The organism is Winogradskyella thalassocola (assembly GCF_900099995.1).
Taxonomy (GTDB): Bacteria; Bacteroidota; Bacteroidia; order Flavobacteriales; family Flavobacteriaceae; genus Winogradskyella; species Winogradskyella thalassocola.
Map to the genome: position 1 here is coordinate 91,951 of NZ_FNCZ01000002.1, position 23,357 is coordinate 115,307.

General features: G+C 32.4%; 23 protein-coding genes and 1 riboswitch. Of the genes, 10 read left to right on the forward strand and 13 right to left on the reverse strand.

Annotated elements, in window-relative coordinates; translation table 11 throughout:
* Window positions 1-37 precede the first annotated feature (37 nt).
* Window positions 38-1,549: a reverse transcriptase domain-containing protein gene (locus BLT80_RS07370; protein ID WP_092466981.1), complete on the reverse strand. Its 1,512-nt coding sequence runs from the start codon at window positions 1,547-1,549 to the stop codon at window positions 38-40.
* 472 nt (window positions 1,550-2,021) lie between these two features.
* Here BLT80_RS07370 and BLT80_RS07375 point away from each other — a divergent pair, with 472 nt between their 5' ends.
* The gene (locus BLT80_RS07375; RefSeq protein ID WP_092466982.1) at window positions 2,022-2,762 is read left to right on the forward strand and encodes a hypothetical protein; all 741 of its coding nucleotides are present in this window, start codon (window positions 2,022-2,024) and stop codon (window positions 2,760-2,762) included.
* 2 nt (window positions 2,763-2,764) lie between these two features.
* On the opposite strand, the gene BLT80_RS07380 is transcribed toward BLT80_RS07375, so the two are convergent.
* The 3 genes from BLT80_RS07380 to BLT80_RS07390 are packed head-to-tail and all read right to left on the reverse strand — an operon-like array spanning window position 2,765 to window position 5,791.
* Window positions 2,765-3,559, reverse strand: coding sequence for an ABC transporter ATP-binding protein (locus tag BLT80_RS07380; RefSeq protein WP_092466983.1), 795 nt, complete (start codon window positions 3,557-3,559; stop codon window positions 2,765-2,767).
* Between the two features lie 54 nt (window positions 3,560-3,613).
* Complete coding sequence (locus BLT80_RS07385) at window positions 3,614-4,645, reverse strand: FecCD family ABC transporter permease (protein WP_092466984.1); 1,032 nt, start codon at window positions 4,643-4,645, stop codon at window positions 3,614-3,616.
* On the reverse strand, window positions 4,646-5,791 hold the full coding sequence (locus tag BLT80_RS07390) for an ABC transporter substrate-binding protein (RefSeq protein WP_092466985.1): 1,146 nt from the start codon (window positions 5,789-5,791) through the stop codon (window positions 4,646-4,648).
* A 190-nt stretch (window positions 5,792-5,981) separates the two neighbouring features.
* Window positions 5,982-6,220, forward strand: a riboswitch (cobalamin riboswitch).
* Between the two features lie 29 nt (window positions 6,221-6,249).
* Between BLT80_RS07390 and BLT80_RS07395 the strand changes: the two genes are divergently transcribed.
* Together BLT80_RS07395 and BLT80_RS07400 are read left to right on the forward strand one after the other, a co-directional pair.
* Window positions 6,250-8,100: a TonB-dependent receptor plug domain-containing protein gene (locus BLT80_RS07395; protein WP_245710172.1), complete on the forward strand. Its 1,851-nt coding sequence runs from the start codon at window positions 6,250-6,252 to the stop codon at window positions 8,098-8,100.
* Window positions 8,101-8,110: 10 nt separating this feature from the next.
* Window positions 8,111-9,160, forward strand: a complete 1,050-nt coding sequence (locus tag BLT80_RS07400; protein ID WP_092466986.1) for a YncE family protein — start codon at window positions 8,111-8,113, stop codon at window positions 9,158-9,160.
* A gap of 67 nt (window positions 9,161-9,227) precedes the next feature.
* Here the strand turns inward: BLT80_RS07400 and BLT80_RS07405 are convergent, their stop codons facing one another.
* Window positions 9,228-10,742 (reverse strand): S41 family peptidase, encoded by a 1,515-nt coding sequence (locus BLT80_RS07405; protein WP_092466987.1) that lies wholly within the window; start codon window positions 10,740-10,742, stop codon window positions 9,228-9,230.
* 326 nt (window positions 10,743-11,068) lie between these two features.
* Between BLT80_RS07405 and BLT80_RS07410 the strand changes: the two genes are divergently transcribed.
* The 4 genes from BLT80_RS07410 to BLT80_RS07425 all read left to right on the forward strand — a co-directional run bounded on the left by BLT80_RS07410 (window position 11,069) and on the right by BLT80_RS07425 (window position 13,334).
* Window positions 11,069-11,578, forward strand: a complete 510-nt coding sequence (locus BLT80_RS07410) for an RNA polymerase sigma factor (RefSeq protein ID WP_040756722.1) — start codon at window positions 11,069-11,071, stop codon at window positions 11,576-11,578.
* Window positions 11,565-12,050 (forward strand): hypothetical protein, encoded by a 486-nt coding sequence (locus BLT80_RS07415; protein WP_092466988.1) that lies wholly within the window; start codon window positions 11,565-11,567, stop codon window positions 12,048-12,050. The genes BLT80_RS07410 and BLT80_RS07415 overlap by 14 nt, the downstream gene beginning before the upstream one ends.
* A gap of 18 nt (window positions 12,051-12,068) precedes the next feature.
* The gene (locus tag BLT80_RS07420) at window positions 12,069-12,695 is read left to right on the forward strand and encodes a DUF4252 domain-containing protein (protein WP_245710174.1); all 627 of its coding nucleotides are present in this window, start codon (window positions 12,069-12,071) and stop codon (window positions 12,693-12,695) included.
* A gap of 93 nt (window positions 12,696-12,788) precedes the next feature.
* Complete coding sequence (locus tag BLT80_RS07425; RefSeq protein WP_092466989.1) at window positions 12,789-13,334, forward strand: DUF4252 domain-containing protein; 546 nt, start codon at window positions 12,789-12,791, stop codon at window positions 13,332-13,334.
* A gap of 21 nt (window positions 13,335-13,355) precedes the next feature.
* On the opposite strand, the gene BLT80_RS07430 is transcribed toward BLT80_RS07425, so the two are convergent.
* From BLT80_RS07430 to BLT80_RS07440, 3 genes are all read right to left on the reverse strand, one after another.
* Window positions 13,356-13,583: a hypothetical protein gene (locus tag BLT80_RS07430; protein ID WP_092466990.1), complete on the reverse strand. Its 228-nt coding sequence runs from the start codon at window positions 13,581-13,583 to the stop codon at window positions 13,356-13,358.
* Between the two features lie 12 nt (window positions 13,584-13,595).
* On the reverse strand, window positions 13,596-14,939 hold the full coding sequence (gene purB / locus BLT80_RS07435) for an adenylosuccinate lyase (protein WP_092466991.1): 1,344 nt from the start codon (window positions 14,937-14,939) through the stop codon (window positions 13,596-13,598).
* Between the two features lie 105 nt (window positions 14,940-15,044).
* Complete coding sequence (locus tag BLT80_RS07440; protein ID WP_092466992.1) at window positions 15,045-15,611, reverse strand: adenylosuccinate lyase; 567 nt, start codon at window positions 15,609-15,611, stop codon at window positions 15,045-15,047.
* Between the two features lie 40 nt (window positions 15,612-15,651).
* On the opposite strand from BLT80_RS07440, the gene BLT80_RS07445 reads away from it, so the two are divergent.
* On the forward strand, window positions 15,652-16,125 hold the full coding sequence (locus BLT80_RS07445) for a heme-binding domain-containing protein (protein ID WP_092466993.1): 474 nt from the start codon (window positions 15,652-15,654) through the stop codon (window positions 16,123-16,125).
* Between the two features lie 49 nt (window positions 16,126-16,174).
* Complete coding sequence (locus tag BLT80_RS07450; protein WP_092466994.1) at window positions 16,175-17,407, forward strand: glycosyltransferase; 1,233 nt, start codon at window positions 16,175-16,177, stop codon at window positions 17,405-17,407.
* A 10-nt stretch (window positions 17,408-17,417) separates the two neighbouring features.
* Here BLT80_RS07450 and BLT80_RS07455 read toward each other — a convergent pair whose 3' ends face one another.
* The 5 genes from BLT80_RS07455 to BLT80_RS07475 form a co-directional block, all read right to left on the reverse strand.
* Window positions 17,418-20,378, reverse strand: a complete 2,961-nt coding sequence (locus BLT80_RS07455) for a T9SS type A sorting domain-containing protein (RefSeq protein ID WP_092466995.1) — start codon at window positions 20,376-20,378, stop codon at window positions 17,418-17,420.
* Window positions 20,379-20,650: 272 nt separating this feature from the next.
* Window positions 20,651-21,625, reverse strand: a complete 975-nt coding sequence (locus BLT80_RS07460) for a permease (protein ID WP_092466996.1) — start codon at window positions 21,623-21,625, stop codon at window positions 20,651-20,653.
* Window positions 21,618-22,025, reverse strand: a complete 408-nt coding sequence (locus BLT80_RS07465) for an OsmC family protein (RefSeq protein WP_092466997.1) — start codon at window positions 22,023-22,025, stop codon at window positions 21,618-21,620. Before BLT80_RS07465 ends, BLT80_RS07460 begins: the two co-directional genes overlap by 8 nt.
* Window positions 22,026-22,036: 11 nt before the next feature.
* A complete protein-coding gene (locus BLT80_RS07470; protein WP_092466998.1) occupies window positions 22,037-22,273 on the reverse strand; it encodes a thioredoxin family protein in 237 nt (78 codons plus the stop codon).
* A gap of 52 nt (window positions 22,274-22,325) precedes the next feature.
* Window positions 22,326-22,631, reverse strand: a complete 306-nt coding sequence (locus BLT80_RS07475) for an ArsR/SmtB family transcription factor (RefSeq protein ID WP_092466999.1) — start codon at window positions 22,629-22,631, stop codon at window positions 22,326-22,328.
* 151 nt (window positions 22,632-22,782) lie between these two features.
* Between BLT80_RS07475 and BLT80_RS07480 the strand changes: the two genes are divergently transcribed.
* Window positions 22,783-23,301 carry a hypothetical protein gene (locus BLT80_RS07480; RefSeq protein ID WP_139181032.1) on the forward strand — a complete coding sequence of 173 codons (519 nt, stop codon included), beginning with the start codon at window positions 22,783-22,785 and terminating at the stop codon, window positions 23,299-23,301.
* The last annotated feature ends 56 nt before the right edge of the window (window positions 23,302-23,357 follow it).

The following is a 23,357-nucleotide window of genomic DNA, read 5'->3' on the forward strand; positions in this document are numbered from 1 at the left end:
TGTAAAAGTAATAAATTATAGGGATTGATTTTTTAGACTATGAATCTTTTCTAACATTAGAAAAATCGTATTTTTTCAATGTTTTCTGTAAGATTTTCCAATGATTACGAAGCTGTCTTTTGATTTCAGGTGCCTCCAAATCATCAGAAGCTCTGTATGCATATCTTAAATAATTACCTCTAAATTTTCGCTCGAAATATTCAGTTTTTGCTTTACCATTAATAAATACAGTTCTCTTAGCGGGAAGCATTCTAGATTGTTCACCTTTAAAACTAAAAAGCCTATAAATTTTTCGTTTAAAAAGTGGTGCTTCATCAATGAGATGCTTTTCTTTTATTATTTCGACACGTTTATGTTTGCGTTTTACAGTTTCTTTCATTTCTCTGTAAAATTTTGCAAGATTTTTTGATTTTATCAATGTTTGATATCCATAGAATTCAAAGCCTAGATAATTTAAAGGAAGGTTTTCTTTTAAACTACCTTCTTTTTCAATTTTATAAGATTGTAAGCGACCTTTGTTTAATTTGAAAAGCGTTTTTTCTGTTTTCTCCAGTGAAACAGTCAATTTATTCTTTATCATTTCTTCTTCAACAAAATCTTCAATTAATTTTATTTGATTCTCTTTACAGATCATAACAATATCATCAGAGTATCTTCGGTAAAATACGTTTTGCTTTATTGATAATTCATTTATCACAGACTTATCAAAATCAAGCATATAAATGTTTGCTAATAATGCACTAATTGGCAACCCTTGTGGTATGCCCATTAAGTTTTTATCAGTATCTTTTTTTTGATTTTTATGAATTATTACATCAGAATTAATGAGGTCTTTTATATTATTAAAAAAGGTGTGTTTACCATCTTTTTTAAGCTTTGATAATTCCTTTTCATCAAAATGACCATTCTTAGTTTTTAAGTCTTTTAGTTTTACATAAGAAAATCTAGTTGTAGCTTTAAAAAGATTGAAATGATCTTTTGGCAATGTTTTATGACCTAATATTTTCGCCCATGCTAATTTTAATTTTTTGTGATTAAGGCTAGGGAAGAAGTTTTCAATATCTAAAACTAAAGCAACGCAATTTTGTCTTCGTTTTATTTCATCAAAGACATCTTTTGCAAAATGTACGTTGTTCTTGTACTTTAGTTTGTCGTCAGTTTCAATTTGTCTATATGCAGTTATAGAATTAGAAAGTAATGGGTTTCGTTTTAGATAAGCCTCATATTTAGGCGTAATAATTTGTTGCGTGTAATATGAATATAGGTGAGCATCTATATGAGTAGCATACAGAATTTCGCGGATTTTTGTATTAGAAACTACCTTTCCGTTTTTTACTTTTTTATGAGAACGTCTTTCTTCTCCATCAAAATCAGATAGCTTATAACGTCTTTGTTTAATTTCTTTAAAAATTAAAGGGAAAAAAGAATGATGAGATACCTTTTTTTGATTTGTAATATAGCGTTCAATGCTTTTTCTAACAGACAAAGGTGTCTTATTAGAAAAATGTGGATAACCTCTGTCTTTAAACCAATCTTTTTGAGCTCTCATAGTTAAATAAAAGTAAGAGAAGTTCTCGCACGTATTTATAACAGAATAAAACTTACATCTATTAGAAGATTGAACCATTAGCCAAATTCTCGACTCACGCTGCAATTGTACGTGAAAATTAAATACATATCAATAATGACAGCAATAATCTCTTTGATGGTCTATGCATCTCTAGGAACCTTAGATATACTCAATTACTTAAAGGTAATCAGTGTTCTAGCAAGAATTTGTTCAACACTTTCGAAAGTGGCAGGACAAAGTTCTTGCAGGTTAAATCTAAATGCATTAACTTACTTAGTGCTTAACCGCCATATTTATTATCCCTTTTTAATATAAAAAGGTTGGGTTAAGTGATTGATTAAAAACCAATACCGTAGTTCAACAAATGTTTTATTCCTTTTAACTAAAGAACTTCCTTACTTTCAGGTAAATATAAGGTTTTTATTATTTTCAGTTTAAAATAAGTAAAGAAATGAAATTAAAAAACAAATTTAGTTTAGGTGAGATTGTAACATTTAAATCACACCCCCTTTTATATGACTATTACATTAAAGGTGATGGTAAATTAGTGCCTCCTTTTATGATTGTATCAGAAGTCCATTTTGAAAGTAAAAAGAAAATAATAGTGGATGAAAGATTAGGCGAGATAATAGGTGAAAGAATTAAATATTTATGTGTTTATTTTGACGATAATAGATGTCAATTCAATGAAGTATGTATTTATGAAAGTATGTTAGAAAATTATAAATCAATATGCATTGCAAGAAACGATAGTATAAACGACAATGATAATTATAAAAGCTTAATTAAAGAGGCTGAAAGCTACACTACACCTAAATATAAATACGGTAATGTAGTTTATTTTAAAACTAAAAAATTCGAGATTTTTAAGAAACGCATTTCTGTAAGAGTTGTTAGGAATTTAAAAAATAAAAAGAAAAGAGAAAAGGAACATAAGAAAGAAATAACTCAGTACGTTGTTAATTATTCTTCACCAGATTTTATTTTGAGTGGTTTAAAAAAGCAAATGATTGATGATTCATTTTACCCAAATGGGGACAGGAAAAAAATTACTTCGGAATTACTTTTTAAAGTAAAGTGGTTTAATAGTTTTCAAATGAAATTTAGCGAACATTTCTTGCCTAAAGAATGTTTTATGAGAGAACAACCTTTTCCTACTGAAATCAAACACAATAGTGACGAGGAAGAATAACCTTATTTCGTCACTCTAAAGCTTCCTGTTTTATCATCAAAAACAATTAGATCTTTAGGGAAAAGGGATTCAAAAACACCTTCAGTAATTAAATGACAAGGTTGATTGCAGACCACATTATCCTTTTGCATTACAATCATTGTATCACAAAGTTGAATGGCTAAATCAATTTCATGCGAAGAAAATAAAATGGTTTTACCGGTTTCTTTGGTTAACTTTTGAAGCAGTTTTAAAATGTAGGCTTTATGATACATATCGAGATGCGACGTGGGTTCATCTAAAACAATAACATCAGTATCTTGAGCTAAAGCGCGCGCAATCATAACTTTTTGTAGCTGTCCATCACTAAGTTCGTAGCATTTTTTGTCTTTTAATTCTAAAATATTGACCAGTGTCAAAGCCTTTTTTATAATCGTAGTATCGTTTTCGGTTAGGTTGCCAATCCAATTGGTATACGGATGCCGTCCTAAAGCAACAAGCTCAATAACCGAAAGATTTTTAGATGATAAAGGTTCTGTTAATACAATACTCAATTGTTTAGCAAGCTCTAAAGTGGTGGTGGTTTTAAGGTCTTTATTATTAAGGCGTATAGAACCCGATAATTCTGGCTGTACTTTGATTAGTGTTCTTAATAAGGTCGATTTACCAATACCATTAGCTCCAACTAAGCCAATGAGTTGCCCTTTTTGCAATTCAAAATTTATATTTGAAGCAATGACAGTTTCAGCTTTCTTAGTTTTATAACCAATGGAAAGTTGATGTGCTTTGAGGATGGTATGTTGCTTGTTTTCTTTCACTAAATTGATTTACAGACCTGTCAGGTTTTTAAAACCTGACAGGTCTCCATAATATTAAAACATCATTTTTCGTTGTCTTACTAATAACCATATTACAACCGGAGCTCCAACTAAAGCGGTAATCGCATTAATGGGTAAGGTGTAATCACTATTTGGAACTTGTGCAATAGTATCGCAAATAAGCATCACAATACCACCAAATAAAAATACGGCAGGTAATAATATTTTATGGTTTGTGGTTTTAAAAATTTGACGTGTTAAATGCGGAATTGCCAAACCAATAAATGCAATTGGGCCCGCAAAAGCAGTGATGGTTCCTGCAATTAAACTGGTAGCGACAATGATGATAAATCGGCTTTGTTTTAAATTTAAACCGAGGCTTTTGGCATAATTATCACCAAGTAATAAACTGTTTAGTCCTTTTATGGAGGCGATACTCAATATGAGTCCGATAGCATAAATACAGAAGAAAATTAAAAGCTCACTCCAAGATAGATTACTCAAACTTCCAAATCCCCAAAAGATGTATTGTTGTAATTGTTCGGCAGAACTGAAATAGGAAAGTACACTCACAATAGCTGCTGTAATACTTCCAAACATTAATCCAATTATAAGAATAGCCATAGTGTCTCTCACTTTATTAGAAACCGCTAAAACAGCTAGTAAAACTAGAAAACTTCCTAAACTCGCCGCAATAACAATGCTCCATTTTGTTGCTAGAGCAGTAGCAAATAAGCCACCAAACAATCCTGAGCCTAAAATAACCAGAGCTACTCCTAAACTAGCGCCCGAACTGATACCTAAAACAAATGGTCCTGCTAAGGGATTTCTAAATAGGGTTTGCATCAATAATCCGGAAATACCCAAACCTGATCCAACCATAATAGCTGTTATGGCTTTTGGCAATCTATAATCCATGATGATGACGTTCCAGTTTGAAGAAGATTCTACAGACCCAAAAAAGCTTCCAAATATACTTTTTAAGGGAATATTGATGGAACCCAAACTGATATTCACCACAAAACAAACCAATAAAGCGAATGCGAGCAAGGTAAATTGAAGTCGATATGTTTTTTGTTCACCCAATTAATTAAGACGTTTAAAGAAATAAGGAGTATAATCTGTTAGCAATTCGGGATGGCAAATTTTTATTAAATCTTTTAAAACTAAATCCGGTCTAGCTGTTCCCAACTCATAATATAAAACACCACCCGTTTCCCCTGTTGTGTTGGCGAAGCTGTAGATGTTTTTGGTTTTAAAAGCTTCAAAATTGGTATATAATGCATTCGTTTCTTCTAATTGTTTTAAGCTAGAATAGTAAGATGGGCTTAACCACAAATCAGCATCCTTAGCTTTGTCTAATACCACTTCAAAACTTAAAGCTAAACTACCATTACCTGTGGTGCCGCTCCATAAATAATTAACATTGGCATCTTTTAAAAATTGGGCTTCAGGACTAGAACCATTTGGTAAATACCATACGTCTTTATGCATCGCTCCACTTAAAATTGTGGGTTGATGTTTTGCTTGTTTGGCAATTGCTTTTGCCGCTAAATAATCGCGTTCAATGGTATTAAAAATAGAATCGGCTTCTTTTTCTTTATTAAAAAGGACACCGAAGAATTTAATCCATTCCGCTTTTGCTAAAGCTGAAGATTCTGCCCAATCCCCATTATAAATGACAGGAATACCTGCTTTTTTTATGGTTTCGAAGGTTTTGTTTACACCATCAACGCCAAAGCCAACAACAACATCTGGGTTTAGAGCGAGTAAAACTTCTGTATTAATACCCTCATTTTTTCCTAGCTCTCTTACCTTTCCATCGTTAATCAACTGTCTGGTCTTTTCTGAGGACACATAATCTGAACCGGGAAAACCAATTAAGGTTTCTTCAACTCCTAAAAGTTCCAATGCCGGAATATGAGTTGTAGACGTCACTACCGTTTTAGTAATTGGTGTAAGAATAACACCATCATAATCGGCTTTATTATAAGTGGTTTTTGCAGCTTGCTCTTTTGTGAGTAATAAATAGGTATATGTTTTTTCTGCCTCTGGCCACGCTTTAGTGATTTCTATGGTTTTACTCTGATCTGATTGCGAAATTTTAAAACCTTCAGCATATTTTAAAGCAATGTCTTTGGTTTCCGTTTGAGGTAAAATGGTATCGTTTTTAGTTTCATTTTTACATGCACTAACGATAAGCAGAAGAATTAAGAACTTAATGATTTTCATATGTAACCTTTGTAACTAATATTTAAGTATTGAACTTTTAACTTTGTTAAAACTACGGTCATGAGAGACGATTCAAATTTAACACTATATATCGTTGCAGGAATAATCCTAGCACATTTTTTAATCGGTTTCATTTATTTAATCTATAAAATGAATAAGAAAAATGACGATTAATCTCATAACTTGTTCTATTTTTGCGCCGAAATTAGGTTCTAATCGTTAACCGATTAGATTAAAAGGGAATCAAGTGAAAAGAGGCACGATTAAAAATCGGAACTCTTCATTCTTGTACTGTTCCCGCAACTGTAAGCTTAGTCACATTAGTGTGATGCTTGTTATTACCTTCAATGTCACTGTCCTAAAACTTAGGGATGGGAAGACCAATAACAAGACGCAAGTCAGGAGACCTGCCTTATTCAACAATAAAATCAAACTTTCGGGATAAAAGTGATTGCAGAATGATACGTGTAGTACTCTTATTTTTATTGCTATTATTTGGTAGCGTTGCTAAGGCACAAACATCCACTGATTCTATTCAGAGACTGGATGAAGTTGTATTGAGTGATGTTAAATTAAAGCGCTATTCTCATGGCTACAAAGTAACAGTGCTTAATGATTCTTTACTTCAAAAGAATAGAAGCTCATTTACCGATATTTTACGTTTTAATTCCAATCTCTATTTTAAAGAGAATGGTTATGGTATGGTGTCTTCTCCATCATTTAGAGGTACTAATGCTTCACAAACGGCCGTGATATGGAACGGGATTTCTATTAATTCGCAACTCACGGGTCAAACTGATTTTAATACCATTAATACCACTAATTTTAAAAGTGTCATCATACGTTCTGGTGGTGGATCCGTTCAATATGGTAGTGGTGCCATTGGCGGTAGCATCCATTTAAATAATACCTTAAGTTTTAGTCCTCATTTTGATAATACCATGACCTTATCTTATGGAAGTTATGATACTAAGAATGTCAGTTATCTGTCATCTTATGCCAAAGACAAATGGTCTTTTAATATTGGGCTGAATTATATTGATTCTGACAATGATTATAAATACCTAAGTACAGATAAACGCAATACAAACGGAGCTTATTATAACGGGAGTATCAATGCTAATGTCGGTTATGTTATATCTCCTAAAGATGTCATAAAACTTTATCATCAAACTTTTTTAGGGGAACGCGAATTTTCTGGAACCATAAGTTCACCTTCTTTAGCTAAATACGAGGATCAAAATTTTAGAACCATGTTAGAATGGTCGCGTCAAGGTGATAAGGCTTTTTCAAAATTGAAAGTAGCACATTTACAAGAGCATTTTAAATACTTTGGAAATAAAAACACGGAGAATTATACCTTCGGAAAAATTAATACTTACCTCATTAACTATACGGCAGATATCAATTTGCTAACTCATTTAAAATTAAAACCGATAGTGTCTTATAATTATTACGAAGGCAACGGGAGCAGTTTTGGTGACCCTAACCGGAAAGAATTTTCAACGACGGCATTACTTCAATATACTCCTAATGAGAAATGGCAATATGGGTTAAATTTAAGACAGGATGTAACCTCAGGCTTTGAAAGTCCGTTGTTGTTTTCTTTTGATGTGGCTTATGAGGTTTCAGACTATTATACCTTGAAATTAAATGGGTCTAAAAACTACCGTGTCCCAACGTTTAACGATTTGTATTGGCAGCCTGGAGGTAATTTAGATTTAGTGCCTGAAACGTCTTATCAAATTGATTTAGGACAAGACATATCCTATAAAAGTGCTAAACTTAATCTAAACGCTTTTTATATAAAGACAACCGATCTTATTCAATGGAAGCCAAATACTTCGGGATTTTGGAGTCCGGAAAACATTGCTGAAACTCAAAATTATGGTGCAGAAGCAAGCTTAGATGTTTCTAAAAAAATTAAAGAGCATCATCTATCACTGCAATTCAATTATGCATTTACCGTTTCTGAAGATTTAGAAAGCAATAAGCAATTGATATATGTGCCCTATCATAAAGCAAATATAAACTTGGCTTATGCCTACAAGCGTATGTCCTTATTTTTTCAACATTTATATAATGGAGAAGTGTATACAACTACAGAAAATTTGTCTGGCCGTTTTTATAGCGTAGAGGCTTATCAGGTAAGTAATTTTGGTATGACTTATCAGTTATTCAAAACAAAATCACAGCACATAGATGTAAGCTTAAACGTGAATAATCTATTTAATACAGTATACGAGAACGTGGCATTTAGACCAATGCCAGATCGTAATTTTAATTTTCAAATTCAATATAAATTTTAAAACAAGTACAATGAAAAGAATCATGTTATCAATTTTTGCAATGTCATTATTAATCGTTTCCTGTTCTAGCGATGATGATGGAATATCATCTGAGCCATTAGGTGCTTACGAAGATGGAATTATAGTTAGTGGAGAAGGAGGACCGTCTTCTATTTCTTTTATTTCTGAAGATTTAATGACATCAGAAAACCAAATTTATTTTAATGCAAATAATGAAGCTACAGGTGTGTATTTACAATCTATAGGTTTTAATGATGATAAGGCTTATATTGTTGTAGATGCAGGAACAATTACTGTGGTTAATCGTTACACATTTGAAAAATTAACGACAATTTCTACAGGATTAACGACTCCAAGATTTATTGATTTTGATGATAATATAGCTTACGTATCAGATTGGGGAGATCCTTTTGATGCAACGGATGATTATATAGCAGTGGTGAATTTAACGACTAACACGGTATTTTCTACAATTCTAGTGTCTGAAGGTCCAGAACAAGTTTTAGAAAAGTCGGGTAAAATCTATGTGTCTCACAAAGGAGGGTATGGAGTGAATAACGTCATTTCTGTAATTAATATATCAGATAATTCAGTTGAAACTATTACCGTTAATGATGTGCCAGATGAAATGTTTATAGATGAATCTGGAGATTTATTAGTATTGAGTTCTGGTGCTAATCAATCTTGGTTAACACCACCTGTTGAAACAGAAGCAGCAATCACAAGAATTGATTTAAGTGATAATTCTATAATTTCTAATTTAGAATTTCCTGCTGGTCAACACCCAGGTTTAATGGCATACGATGATGGCGCTGCTTATTATGTTTTAAACAATAAAGTTTATAGTTTAGCTGATAATGCTACTAGTTTACCTACAACGTCTTTATTTGATATCAGTACAAGTTACACTTACGGTTTAGCTGTTGATGATAATCAGTTGTTTGTAACCGATGCTAGTTTTACAGGAAATAGTACCTTATTAGTGTATGATATATCTTCTCGAACAGAAACTAATTCATTCAGTGTTGGAGTAGGTGCTTCAAAAATATATTTCAATTAATTATAGTTTCTAATAAGCAAAAAAAAAAGCCGCTTTTACATTTTGTAGAAGCGGCTTTTTATTTTTATTAATTTATAAGATTGAATTCTAGTGGTCGATCATCTACCATATCAAATCTAAAAGGATTTTTAAAATTTTGATCACTTATTTGTTTTATAGGTTCTCTTGGTTCTTGTGATGATAGTGACGCCCGACTTAAGCCTGTAATATCAGCAATAACCTCTGCTAATAGACGCTCTTCAATATTACCAAGTTCACCAAGGTTTTCATAGTATTCAGATATTTGGAATGTAGGATCTGGACTCAAACCATTATAGAATTCAGAATAACCATCAGCATTTTGTGCTTCGTAGATTAAAGGCTGCATAGCATACTTATGATTAGGGTTTACATTTTCTTTAGATAAATTCGGTGAATCATAGATTGTTCTAGAAGCTTGAGATTTACCTCTTGTTGTAGAACCAACTTGTACAACATCAATGTAAGGAGATAAGCCGTTAATAACAAGCTCGCTAGCAGAAGCGCTATTTCTCGTTGTAATGATATACACCTTATTTAAATTTAAACTATTAATAGATTGTTGATAGGTGATGTCACCGTTAGTATTTCGTTTGGTCATTTGGGTAACAAAAGGATTAAGTAAAGCTTCAGGATTACTTTGTTCGAACTCAGTAAGTATATCAGTATTCCATTTTTCTTTAAAGAATACCTCTCCTGTATATTGGCCAGTTATCATAGACGCTAACCATATCGCTGTATCAACGCTACCTCCTCCATTATAACGTAAATCTAAAACCAAATCAGAAACACCTGCAGATTGAAATTCAGCAAAAACATTATTCAGTTCATCTAAATTCTCATTACCAATTCTAAATCCGTTATACATTAAGTACCCTATAGAGCTACCCGAAACATTAAGAACGTTGTGGGTTAAAATGGGGTTCTCAGTATATGGCGATTTCGTTAGTGTCAACGTTTCGTTATTTGAGGTAATAATATCATCCGTTAGTGTAACTGTTGTGCCATTATTATCATAATCAGCCCAACCAATAGTGTAGGTTGTAGGGTTAAGTAACGCACTGAAGTTACTCTCTGTAATGGCTGCTCCATCAATCGTATTAAAAATCATTCCTCTAGTAACTCCTTTAGCTTCTGCATCTGTATTAGGCATAACATAGCGTACATAACCAATAACGTCTTCTGCGGCATTTGGTAATTTTACTAAGCCATAGGCCATCCCGTTACTATACGTAGTGCCTTGTAATAATTGCTCTAAGTCTAAATAATTAGGTACAATGACACTAAACTCATCAATATCATTTGGCAAATAGAGTAGGGATTCAAATAAGTCTTCGGGTGAAGCATATTCATTGAGATAATTTGTGTAGTCGTCGTTAGAATTAAAACGATCGTTTGCTAAATCTGTGATTTCATCCTTATAGGCGTAAACTGCATTCATTCCTTTCCAAACAAAGTCATTAATTTCAATTGTTGAAATAGGATTATCATCCATATCTTCAAAACAACTCGTTAGTGCAAACAGGGCAACACAAGTGAGTAGTAAAACCTTAAAATTTTTCATAGTTATTTTTCTTTAATAAGTAGCAATTTTTCTTTTCTTACTGTAAAACTCTAAATTTACTTACAATATTGTAAAATAAAAAAATGAAGTCATATTATCTTTTTATTTGTAGCCGAGAATAAAGGCTTTTATGCCCTAATGCAATCAATTTTTGATTGCATAGTTTGATCTTAGAAATTAAAAAAGTGGTAAAATTAGGGGGGATAATGCAAATTCGTAGGTAAAAGAAAAAGATTAAATGACTTTAACGTGTAACAAAACATAAAGTGTATCGTCGTAATAATGAAGGCGAGTAAAATTGACTTCACCAACCAATCAAAAATCTAATGAAGCAAGCAGATTTTGTAAGCTTAGTAATGCCATTTAAGGATAAAGTATTTCGTTTAGCAAAACGATTACTGGTTTCTCGTGAAGAAGCAGAAGATGCCACGCAAGAAATATTGTTGAAATTATGGAAGAATAACAAAAAGATTGGGGACTATAAAAATGTAGAAGCGTTTTCAATGACGATGACAAAGAATTTTTGCTTAGACCGATTAAAATCAAAACAAGCATCTAATTTAAAAATTGTTCATAGTAATTATACGGATAACAATTCGTCATTACAACATCAGGTTGAAGCAAAAGATAGTGTGGATTGGGTTTCTAAAATAATGGAAGACCTACCAGAACAACAAAAAATAATAGTGCAATTAAGAGATATTGAAGAATATGATTATGAAGAAATCGCTAAAATGTTAGATATGAATGAAACAGCGATTCGCGTAAATCTATCGAGAGCACGAAAAACAATACGAGAAAAATTAACTAATACACATCAACATGGTATTAAATAATATAGAAAAATTAATAGAAAAGTATCATAACGCAGAAACATCTCTGCAAGAAGAAGCGCAGTTAAAAGCGTACTTCAACGGGGAGAATGTGGCGCCAGAATTTGAGCATTACAAGCCCATGTTTCAATACTTTTCGCTATCACAAAAAGAGCAGTATACCAAAGACGTTCCATTAAACACTAAGAAAACAAAATTGTATCAATGGATTTCTGTCGCAGCTGTTGCCGTTCTTATGGTTGGTTTAGTTGTACCAAGCTTTATGGGGCCTACAGAACAAGAAAAACAAGAAGCACTTTTGGTATATAACCAAACAATGGAAGCTTTGAGTTTAATTTCTTTAGGAATGAATGAAGGGAAACAACAATTTAACAACTTAGCTTTAGTTGGTGATAATATCAACGAAGGTGCTCACCAAGCAAGTAAGCTAAGTCAATTTAGTACAATGACAAACAAAATTTTAAAAAACAAGTAAAACTAAAAATTAGAAATTATGAAAAATTCGAAAAATTTTCACGAATACCTAAATAATAGAATAACCATGAGTAAAAAAATAATAGTAATAACGGCTCTTTTATTGACACCAGTATTGACGTTCGCTCAAGGTATATTCGATAAATACGAGGACATTGAAGAGGTGGCATCCTTTGTAATTAATCAGAAGGCATTTAGAATGTTGGCCACTATAGATATGGATATTGATGATCCGGAAGCGAAAGAGTTTATGGAAATGGTTAAGAAAATAACAGGTCTTAAAGTTTTTACAACAGGAGATGATAAAGTGTCTTCAGATATGAAAGCTACAGTAGATTCTTATTTAAAATCGTCTAAACTTGAAGAGTTAATGCGTTTTAAAGATGGTGATCAAACGGTGAAATTTTACGTAAAAGAAGGTAAAGACGAAAACCATGTAAAAGAGTTGTTGATGTTTATGTCAGGTCTTAAGGAATTAACGGAAGGACAAGACATCGAAATTAACGGTAAAAAACGTGTATTTGAAACGGTCGTATTGTCTTTAACTGGTGATATTGATTTAAGACAAATTTCTAAAATCACGAATTCAATGGATATTCCAGGTGGTGAGCAGTTAAAGAAAGCTGGAGAAAAAAAGAATAAGTAAACTGAAGACACGAGCATGCTAAAGGATTTATCATTTAACCGAATGACGAATAGCGAACTGCATGAGTCGTTAAAAAAATAAAATAAATAAACCATGATACAATCAATCAAAAAATCAATAGTAATGTTGCTTTTGATTTCAGCTTTTACAAGCTGTAATCAAGGGCCTACATTGCAGACCTATTATGTAGATAACGAATTAAAACCAGGTTTTGCTTCGTTTGATGTGCCAACAAGTTTTGTTAATGTTGAAAAAGTTGACTTGACCGAAGAACAGAAAGAAGCTTATAATTCTGTAGATAAGTTGAATGTCTTAACGTTTATGAAAGATGATACCGATGCTGAAGATTATAAATTAGAATTAGAAAAGGTTAATACTATTCTTAAGGATCCTAAATATGAAGAGTTAATGCGTGGAGGTAATGCTGCAGATGGAAAATTTGTGGTAAAGTTTTTAGGCGATATAGAGAATATTGATGAAGTCATTATTTTTGGAAACGCTAAAAATAAAGGTTTTATCATCGCCAGAATTTTAGGAGATGATATGAATGCAGGCAAATTAATGTCCTTAGGTTCCGTATTGGAGAAGGCAGATTTTGATGAAAATCAATTAAATGGTTTAAAAGACTTTTTTAAATAAACTGACAATTTTATTTAAATGTTAATGTGAATCGTCTTGAGGAGTATCTTCAAGGCGATTTTCTTTTTTATCATTTTTTAAGGCATAGTTAACGGCAAAAACAAACATGGTTCCAAAACCTAAGAATAGAAGTCCCTTTATAATTATATAATCGAGGACCTCTAATAAACCGGCTATAAATAAACTTAGAGTTATAAGTGTTACGCAAGTTAAGGCTATAGCGTCTGGTGATGTTGGTAAAAATTTCACAGATTTTTTAAATTAGATTCCAGTATAATTACTTGGAGTAATCGCTTTTAATTCCGATTTAATAGCATCAGAAACCTCTAAGGTATCAATAAAATTTGAAATAGAACTTTTAGTAATAGCTTCGTTAGTCCTCGTTAAACCTTTTAAGGCTTCATAAGGATTAGGATAACTTTCACGTCTTAAGATGGTTTGAATAGCTTCTGCAACCACAGCCCAGTTATTCTCTAAATCTTGAGCAAACTTTGGTTCGTTTAATAATAACTTTCCTAAACCTTTTACTGTAGATTTAAAAGCAATTAGAGTATGTCCAAAAGGGACACCTACATTTCTTAAAACCGTACTATCCGTTAAATCACGTTGTAATCTAGACAATGGTAATTTCGCTGATAGATGCTCAAAAATAGCATTTGCGATTCCTAAATTTCCTTCACTATTTTCAAAATCAATTGGGTTTACTTTGTGTGGCATTGCAGAACTTCCGACCTCACCAGCTTTAATCTTTTGTTTAAAATAATCCATCGACACATACGTCCAAATATCTCTGTCCAAGTCAATGATTATGGTATTAATACGTTTTAAACCATCAAATAAAGCTGCAACATGATCGTAATGCTCTATTTGTGTTGTTGGAAACGAGTGGTGTAAGCCTAATTTTTCTTGAACAAATTTCGTTCCGAAAGCTTTCCAGTCGATATTAGGGTAGGCTACTTTATGGGCGTTGAAATTTCCTGTTGCACCACCAAATTTTGCAGCACTAGGTACATCGTTTAATAAATTGAATTGTTCTTTTAAGCGCACAGCAAAAACCTCGATTTCTTTTCCTAATCGTGTAGGTGAAGCAGGTTGACCATGTGTTCTAGCTAACATTGGGATATGTGCCCAATCTTTTGCTAAGCCTTCAATTTTTTCTAATAACACCAAATATTCAGGAACGTAAACATCATTCATCGCATCCTTAATACTTAAAGGAATTGCAGTGTTATTGATGTCTTGAGAGGTTAATCCAAAGTGAATAAATTCTTTGTACGCTGATAACTCTAAAGCATCAAATTTATCTTTAATAAAGTATTCAACGGCTTTTACATCGTGATTGGTAACTTTTTCAATCTCTTTAATTGCAGAAGCATCAACAGCTGTAAAATTTGTATAAATAGCTCTTAAATCTTCAAAAACAGACTTAGAAACAGATTCTAATTGTGGTAATGGTAATTCACATAAGGCAATAAAATATTCAATCTCTACTAAAACACGATATTTTATAAGTGCTTCTTCTGAGAAATAATTGCCTAAAGCTTCAACTTTAGATCGGTATCTACCATCGATTGGTGAAATTGCATTAAGAGGTGAAAGTGCCATTTATGTTGGTTTTTTAGAAGCATCAAATATAAGGAAGTAAGTTTGAAGTTTGAAGCACGAACCACGAAGTTTTTAGGATATTTTCTAACTCCAAGTTTCCAACTTCTAACTATTCTTTATCTTCTTCAAAATATGTTTTGCTCTTGCTTTAAATCCGGAACTTTGCATCTCATAATCCCGTTCTAAAATAATAGCGAGTTCAGGATGAATCCAATCATATTCAGTTCCTAAAAGATACAAGCTATTCATACTATAGGCTTTAGTCGCAATTTTTTCATCATTAATCATCCAATCGAAGCATGCTTCTACGATTCTTTCTTTATGGGTTTCAGAAAGTTCTTTTTTTATCAGATTTTCGGATTTAGAATAATGAGCTTTGGTTAAGTATTCGCAAATCTTGGCAATAGGCCTCACAGCCGGATCTAAATGCACTTTTGAAATATTATTGGTAAATGTATCGAGATGTGGAATTATAGCCTCGAGATTCTCTCCACACATAAACTCAAAAACCCAAGCCGCTCGGCATGAAATTTTATTATTCACATCAAAAAGAATGTCTAAAAGTGGTGCAATCAATTCCGGATTGTCAATAACGAGATTTGCATACTTCAATCGCATGTCGCGCGAATGATTTACATAGTTCAATTCTTCGTAAAGTTCTGCTTTGGTCAATAGAAAAATGATTAATTTAGAACTTTAAAATTAATCAATTATGAAGATTATAAAAAAAATAGGCTTGTTACTTTTAATAGTATTTGTCGTTGCTCAATTTTTCGGACCGGATAAAAATGATGGAGATATGACTTCTGTAGATGTTTTTTTTACGGATACCAATCCACCAGAAGATGTTAAAATGATTCTGAAAAATGCCTGTTTAGATTGTCATAGCGATAGTACACGCTATCCTTGGTACAATAACATTACTCCTGTAAATTATTGGTTGGCAGATCATGTAAAAGATGGAAAAAAACATTTCGACATGTCTAAATGGAGTGATTATTCCGATAAGAAAAAAGACCATAAACTCGATGAATTAATCGAAATGGTTGAGGATAAAGAAATGCCGTTAGATAGCTATACTTGGACGCATGGTGAAGCTAAATTATCGGCAGAACAAATTGAATCTGTTGTTGCTTGGGCTAATACAGTCCGTTTAAAATATGTATTTCTAAAAGAACCTCAGTAAATAAATCCAAATTCCAAAACAATTCTAATTGGAATTTTAGAATTAATACATGACGAAAAAATTGTTAGTTATCGGTTTTGTTTGGCCAGAACCTAAAAGTTCTGCCGCAGGAACGCGCATTCTTCAGTTGTTATTGCAATTTCAAAACCAAGGATTTGAAGTCACGTTTTCTTCTGCAGCTAAAACGTCTGACAATACCTTCGACTTAAACACTATAAATGTTAAAACCAAACCGATTCTTTTAAACGATTCGTCTTTTGATGCATTTGTAAAAGACTTGAGTCCTGATGTTGTGTTGTTTGATCGTTTTATGTCCGAAGAGCAATATGGTTGGAGAGTTGCGGAGCAATGTCCTAATGCAATTCGTGTTTTAGATACTGAAGATTTTCATGGTTTACGAAAGGCTAGGGAAGTGGCTCTAAAGCAAAATGAAACCGTTAGTGTCTCTCATTTGCAAAATGATACTACCAAACGCGAAATAGCAAGTATATATCGTTGTGATCTGAGCTTAATAATCTCAGAAGCTGAAATTGATATTTTAACCAACCAGTTTAAAATTGATAAAAACTTACTCTACTATTTACCATTTCTATTAGATCCTATTTCTGAAATTGACATAAAACAATTACCAACTTTTGAAGAAAGACAACATTTTGTAACGATTGGTAATTTTCTTCATGCTCCAAATTATGATGCCGTGTTGTATTTAAAGCAAACGATTTGGCCATTAGTAAGGAAACAATTACCAAAAGCAGAACTTCATATTTATGGTTCTTATGAATCGCAAAAAGTAACACAGCTCAATAACAGTAAAGAAGGGTTTTTAATAAAAGGTTTTGCAGAAGATGTCAATGAGGTTATGCAAAATGCTAAGGCCTGTTTTGCTTCTCTGCGTTTTGGAGCGGGACTTAAAGGGAAACTTGTAGATGCGATGCAAAACGGAACTCCTTGTGTTATGACGAACATTGCAGCAGAGGGTATGTTTGGTGATTTTAGTGAGAATGGGTTTATAGCAGATAAACCTGAAACTTTCGTTGAGAAAGCCGTAGCACTTTATACTAATGCAGAACTTTGGCAAGAGAAGCAGCAAAATGGATTTGGGGTTTTAAATCGACGCTTTAATAAAACTGATTTTGAAAACGCATTTACATCTAAAATAATAGAACTGTCTACCAATCTAAATGCACATCGTGAAAACAACTTTATAGGGCAATTATTTATGCACCAATCTATGCAGAGCTCTAAGTATATGAGTAAATGGATTGAGGCTAAGAATAAATAAACTAACGCTATTATTTTATAATCTGCTTATTTATTTCTCCGAAATGCGTTTTTAGATTTAAAATATAAATACCATCTTTAAGTGGACTTAAATCGAGCTCATTTGTGTTTTCTCTTTGTTCTAATAGTAATTGACCAGACAAAGTGTACATGGAAATAGATTGTATTGAAGAGGTCCCTTTTATTCTCAAAATATCCTTAACCGGATTTGGGTAAATTTGAATATCATTTCTGTTAACGTCATCAATATTTAATCTTTCGCTTACAATTTCTGTCGAATAAGTATTGGTAATTATTGGAAAATTATAATCAAAGAATATATCAGCTTTACTTTCAAATGTATCGCCTAAAGCTAAGGTCGGTAATGTTTTAATTTTGAATACAACATAACCATCGTTGTTTTCATCATCAAATGGAAGTTCAATGTTTTCAAAAATAAACTCAACTTCATTACTATTTGCTATTTTGGTGATGTAACTATGGCTGCTATCTAGAGGTGCCAAACTGGTTATATCAAATTTAGTTTCATCAATTATAGTTTTTACTACAATGTTTATTGCAGATGCAGAGCCTGTATTTTCAAATCTAATTTTATAGTGTACATCTCTACCAACTTCACTTTCTATAATTTGAGGGCCTTCTAAACAAGTAATATCATTGGGGTCAAACGAGTTAACTACTAACTGTTTTAATGACATTATATTATTAACAGCGGTTTCATCATCTGCAATTGGGTTTGCTATGGCTTGAAATGAAATATAATCTGAATTATTTAAAGGAAAAGTTGGATGTGTTGGTGTATTTAGATTCATTGTTACCAAAATTGAGCTGTTTTCAAAAGGCTCTAGATTGGTGTATTCCCATGTTAGGACACTACTAAGATTAGTCGTTATTGCTGGCATTGAAGTTACAAAATCCATTAAGTCATCATCAAATGTTAATGTTACATTTCCAGATAAAGTTGTGTTTCCAACATTTTTGTAAATAATTTTATAAGTTGAATCAAATCCTGGGCGAGCTGCTGATAATGGAATGATATAAACCTGTAAATCATTCTTAATGCCATTAGGAGTAATACAAAAATCCTGAGTGTAAGGACTGCTTTCGTCGGGAAAATTTACTGAGATATTTTCTGGACTAATTGAGAAGTAATCATCATTAAGAAGATTTGGTGTTATAGTATAATTTCCCACTTCTAGTGGAATGCTATAACTTCCGTTAATGTTTGAAATGCTAATCCCTTCAACGGTACCATCTGAAATTGAATACATTAAATTAGGATATATTGGGTCAGTGGCATCGCAGCCATCAGAATTAGAATCGAATTTATTTTCGCCTTCTACAACGAAAAACTCACCTCCTGGTACAAAAGAGCAATATGTATTTATATTACAGCTTTGAGGTATTAAGTTAGTTACAAAATCTATTTCATCAGCATCAGCGCACATGTAGGTTAGATTTGGAACATTGACTAAAGTAATTGCATTTGAATAAATAGAAGGTTCCATGATATGTCCATTCTTAATGTTTATATAAAGAAGATTTAAATTATTAGTGATGCTAAAACGGCTTACAGCTGAGCTACTCAGATCTAATATTGAGAATCCAGTATTACTAATGGATAGCCTATCAATGGTATTATTATGAAGATTCAAATTTGTTAATGGGTTTCCACTTAAGTTTAAAGTGCCTGAGACCGTTACATTAGATAATTCAAAATTATCTAATTGGTTTTCTACTAAATTGAAGTTTTCTATAGTTTCTAATAGAGGGACATTAATACTAGTTAATGAATTATAATTAACATCTAAGTTGCTCGCAGTAACTAAATTTGGCAGATTTAATTCTGTAAGCTGATTATTGTTAAGGTAGACGCCTCCATCTGTTAAGCTGTTTAGGTTTATTGAATTTAAATCATCATTTGTTGTATAAACAGATACACCTCCAGTTTCTAAAGATTCTAATTCAATTTGTTGTACATCTCCAGAAATTGATACACTACCATTTTGGAAGCTAGGGAGGCTTATTATTGGAGAATCATAATTAAGATTCATACCATCACTTAAATTATTGAAACTACTTAGATTAACATCCATAATATTACCAGGATTATAAATTAGAATTCTTTCTACAGAATACTCTAAACTTGAAAAATTTATGGTTTCTAAGCTAGTACTATAAATACTTATTTCATCAGATGAAGTAATGTACATTTCATTCGAAACAACGTTACTTAGATTTAGATCAGTTACGGTGTCATTTCCTCTAAACCTAAAGCCATGGATATAAGTTAAGTTACTTAAATCGATATCTAAGATATTATTATCATTAATAATCATAGATTGATTAACCGTAACTAGATTAGATAAATCAATAGTCATAGGTAGTACCGAGTCATTGTCTGTAATAAATAAATTACTACCAATGCTAGTTAGGCTGCTTAAGTCTAAGTTTATAGTTGTATTAGATGTCGTTGCGTTATATCGATAAACGAAGCGACCACCAACAGTTATTAAATTAGATAAATCTATGGATTCAAGGTTAGGATTTAAATCAAAGGTTATATGTCTAGTAACAGATGTAAGTTGTCCTAAACTAATAGACGTCAGGTTGGGATTGCTTGAAATTTCTAATTCACTGATTTGAGAAATAAAGCTTAAGTCTATAGTAGTTAAATTTGTGTTTTCTAACAAAATTTCGTTTAAATTAGTAAAAGCCGCTATCCCTTCTGCTGATGTTGCTAAGCAGTTTTCATTTATTTCTAGCATAAAAACAGCTTCAGCTTCAGAAATTTGTATTTCTCCATCATTATTAATGTCTACAACAGATTCTGGATATCCATCGTTGTTTAGATCAGCACAGATAGAGCTTAGTAAGTAATTTTTGAAATTTGGATCTTCAAAAGTCACGTTTTGACTAAATAAATCTAAAAAGCAAAATAGTAAGAATGATGTAAGAAAAAAGTGTTTCATTGGTTAGTAGCTTGAGAGACAATAATAAACATATTTAGTTCAAACTTTAGACATCAATTCATTTTTTTTCGATTAACTACAATAAATAAATACATCGATTAATTAAAAGGAGATAGAAAAAGGGATTGTGACTAAGGCCTTATATTCTTATCGTAAATTATGCTAGTGCCCCAGTAAAAATAGCCACATAATATAAACCTGTGATAATAAAAACAACACCAGATACGATACGCATGACTTTTTTCAATTTTAGTGATTTTGTTATTTATAGTTTATAGTAATATGTTGAATACAAAGCCTGAAAGCATAATACACAGCGTCACCACACCAAAAAAGATGGCAATTAATTTTAATGACATTACTTTTTTTAGCAAGGTTGCTTCTGGAATAGACAAGCCTACTGTGGCCATCATAAAGGCTATGGCTGTACCTAACGGCACTCCTTTAGCTACAAAAACTTGGATAACAGGCACAATACCTGCAGCGTTGGCATACATGGGGACAGCAACGAGTACAGCAAGTGGAACCGTCCACCATTCTCCACCTCCTAAATACGCATTAAAAAAGTTTTCTGGAACATAACCATGCATCGCTGCACCAATGGCAATTCCTATAATGACATAAACGAGTACACCTTTTACAATATCCCAAGCTCCGTTTGTGATTTCAGGTAAGCGTTGGTAGAACGTTCTTTTCTCTTCTAGAAATTCGGCTTGCTGCATTTTGTTGTGAAGAATCTGTTTTACCCAATCTGAAAGTAAAGGTTCAAGATTAAATTTACCCAGCAGCCAACCTCCAATGGTTCCTAATAAAATACCTGAAACGATGTAAATTAATGTTGCTTTTAATCCAAACATGCCAATAAACATGGCTACAGCAACCTCATTGACTAATGGTGAGGTGATTAAAAAGGAAAAGGTGACCCCTAAAGGAATTCCTCCTTGTACAAAACCAATAAAAAGTGGTACAGAAGAGCAGGAACAAAAAGGTGTTATGGCGCCAAACACAGAAGAAAAAAAGTATTCTAAACCGTAAAGCTTTTTTCTGTTCAGATAATCTTTTAGGCGTTCAACAGGAAAATACGTATTCACAATGCCCATGATGAAAACGATAACGAAAAGTAGAATCAGAATTTTTAGTGTATCGTAAACAAAGAAGTTGAGGGCAACTCCCAAATGGGATTCTGCACCAATTCCGAATACGGAATAAATTAGCCAATCTGCAAAATGTTGTAACCAATCAAACATCGTTTTGTGTTTTAATAGTGCCTGAAATAGAACACGATAATTTTATGGTATTATAAATGGTTCCGAACTTTTCAATGTTCTTTTTTAGTAAACCGACATTCAACTTTTCGTCGTTGGTGTAAATGGTTAAATCATAGCTAATGTTTTCCATTCTTGGAGGATTTTCAAGACGTGTAGCACTAACATTAAGTGCCGTTTTTGAATAGTTGAACTTCATCATCGCTGAAAAACGTTCCACATTTTTAAGCATGCAAGCCGCAAATGATCCTAAGAATAGTTCTGCCGGATTGGGTAAAACATCAGCTTTTTTTGATGTCGTTCCAAAATCTATGTCAGATTCTTTTATATGAATAATGGCATCCTCATTTGGAAGAGAGGACGCTTTGATGTGATAATTCATAACCGTTCATTTTAATTTAAAAGCGCCAATACTTCAGCTTTTGAAGGGACACGGCCTTTTATTGTAATAACATCATCGATGACTAAAGCAGGAGTCGTCATGACATTGAATTTCATAATTTCCATAATATCCTCAACTTTTTCAATCGTGGCATCAATGCTGTTTTCTGAAACGACGTCTTTAACAACACTAGTCATTGATTTACATTTTGGACAGCCAGTACCTAATATTTTAATTACTTTACTCATAACATTAGAATTTGTTTATCGCCAATAAGCGATTTGATTTTTTAAAAAAATATCAATCGAAAAAATTTTGAAATAGTGATTTTGCAATGTTCCAATTTTCCTGATTAATACAGTATTTTATTTTAGGTGATTTTAATTCGCCTTGAATTAAACCAGCGTTTTTTAATTCTTTTAAATGTTGTGAAACTGTAGATTGCGCCAAAGGAAATACATCTACTAAGTCACCTGTAAAACAACACGATTGACTTTCTAAATGTTTCAATATGGCTATACGTGTTGGATGAGCTAAAGCCTTAGCAAATTTAGCTAATGCTTCGGTATTCTCCTTGTATTCTATAGTTTCTAAAGTTCTTTTCATATCTCTTATCGTAAAGATACGATTGATTTTTAAATTTTCATAATATGTAAGTGGATATGTCGTTAAGTTTTTTTATAATTCATCTTGTTTTTTGATGACATTTAATCAGTTTCACGATACAATAGTATAATCTAAAAATTAAATTACTATTATGAGAACAAAACTTAAAAATGTCGTCGTCTTTGTTTGTGTTTTATGCTTTATGGCTTGCTCATCAGATGATGATAATTCGGACTCCGATTTAGGTCCTGAAGGAACGTGGTTACTAACGTCACTAAGTGTTGAAACTGCTTTTGATTTTAACACCGATGGTACGGCTACGAGAGATTTATTTGAAGAAACACCTTGCTATGATGGTGATTTTGTAAGCTTTGAAAGTGAAGGCGAAGCCAGAGTCGTAAGTGCCTTAACTTTTATTTCTCCTAATGTGATCAGTGCAACAGATTATTCTTATGATTTTGAATGTCTCACAGGTTTCGATGTAGAAACGAATTGGTCTCAATCGGGAAATACCGTTACCATACAGCTACAAGGTAATGATGTTTTTGGAACCATCACAGGAAACACTTTGACCGTTTTTATTCCAAATTTCTTTCAAATGGAATTGTATAATGGTACAGATTATTATGATGTTACAGAAGATGTAACCTTAATTTATATTAAAGAATAATAATGGTTGAGTTAGGTTAAAAGCCATGAATTAATTTGAATTAATGGCTTTTCTTT

What these genes read in the sequence shown, in the direction of transcription:
- BLT80_RS07370 (WP_092466981.1), bottom strand. Translation starts at nt 1,549, where the DNA reads ATGAGAGCTCAAAAAGATTGGTTTAAAGACAGAGGTTATCCACATTTT.
- BLT80_RS07375 (WP_092466982.1), top strand. Translation starts at nt 2,022, where the DNA reads ATGAAATTAAAAAACAAATTTAGTTTAGGTGAGATTGTAACATTTAAA.
- BLT80_RS07390 (WP_092466985.1), bottom strand. Translation starts at nt 5,791, where the DNA reads ATGAAAATCATTAAGTTCTTAATTCTTCTGCTTATCGTTAGTGCATGT.
- BLT80_RS07395 (WP_245710172.1), top strand. Translation starts at nt 6,250, where the DNA reads ATGATACGTGTAGTACTCTTATTTTTATTGCTATTATTTGGTAGCGTT.
- BLT80_RS07400 (WP_092466986.1), top strand. Translation starts at nt 8,111, where the DNA reads ATGAAAAGAATCATGTTATCAATTTTTGCAATGTCATTATTAATCGTT.
- BLT80_RS07405 (WP_092466987.1), bottom strand. Translation starts at nt 10,742, where the DNA reads ATGAAAAATTTTAAGGTTTTACTACTCACTTGTGTTGCCCTGTTTGCA.
- BLT80_RS07410 (WP_040756722.1), top strand. Translation starts at nt 11,069, where the DNA reads ATGAAGCAAGCAGATTTTGTAAGCTTAGTAATGCCATTTAAGGATAAA.
- BLT80_RS07415 (WP_092466988.1), top strand. Translation starts at nt 11,565, where the DNA reads ATGGTATTAAATAATATAGAAAAATTAATAGAAAAGTATCATAACGCA.
- BLT80_RS07420 (WP_245710174.1), top strand. Translation starts at nt 12,069, where the DNA reads ATGAAAAATTCGAAAAATTTTCACGAATACCTAAATAATAGAATAACC.
- BLT80_RS07425 (WP_092466989.1), top strand. Translation starts at nt 12,789, where the DNA reads ATGATACAATCAATCAAAAAATCAATAGTAATGTTGCTTTTGATTTCA.
- purB (WP_092466991.1), bottom strand. Translation starts at nt 14,939, where the DNA reads ATGGCACTTTCACCTCTTAATGCAATTTCACCAATCGATGGTAGATAC.
- BLT80_RS07445 (WP_092466993.1), top strand. Translation starts at nt 15,652, where the DNA reads ATGAAGATTATAAAAAAAATAGGCTTGTTACTTTTAATAGTATTTGTC.
- BLT80_RS07450 (WP_092466994.1), top strand. Translation starts at nt 16,175, where the DNA reads ATGACGAAAAAATTGTTAGTTATCGGTTTTGTTTGGCCAGAACCTAAA.
- BLT80_RS07455 (WP_092466995.1), bottom strand. Translation starts at nt 20,378, where the DNA reads ATGAAACACTTTTTTCTTACATCATTCTTACTATTTTGCTTTTTAGAT.
- BLT80_RS07460 (WP_092466996.1), bottom strand. Translation starts at nt 21,625, where the DNA reads ATGTTTGATTGGTTACAACATTTTGCAGATTGGCTAATTTATTCCGTA.
- BLT80_RS07465 (WP_092466997.1), bottom strand. Translation starts at nt 22,025, where the DNA reads ATGAATTATCACATCAAAGCGTCCTCTCTTCCAAATGAGGATGCCATT.
- BLT80_RS07470 (WP_092466998.1), bottom strand. Translation starts at nt 22,273, where the DNA reads ATGAGTAAAGTAATTAAAATATTAGGTACTGGCTGTCCAAAATGTAAA.
- BLT80_RS07475 (WP_092466999.1), bottom strand. Translation starts at nt 22,631, where the DNA reads ATGAAAAGAACTTTAGAAACTATAGAATACAAGGAGAATACCGAAGCA.
- BLT80_RS07480 (WP_139181032.1), top strand. Translation starts at nt 22,783, where the DNA reads ATGAGAACAAAACTTAAAAATGTCGTCGTCTTTGTTTGTGTTTTATGC.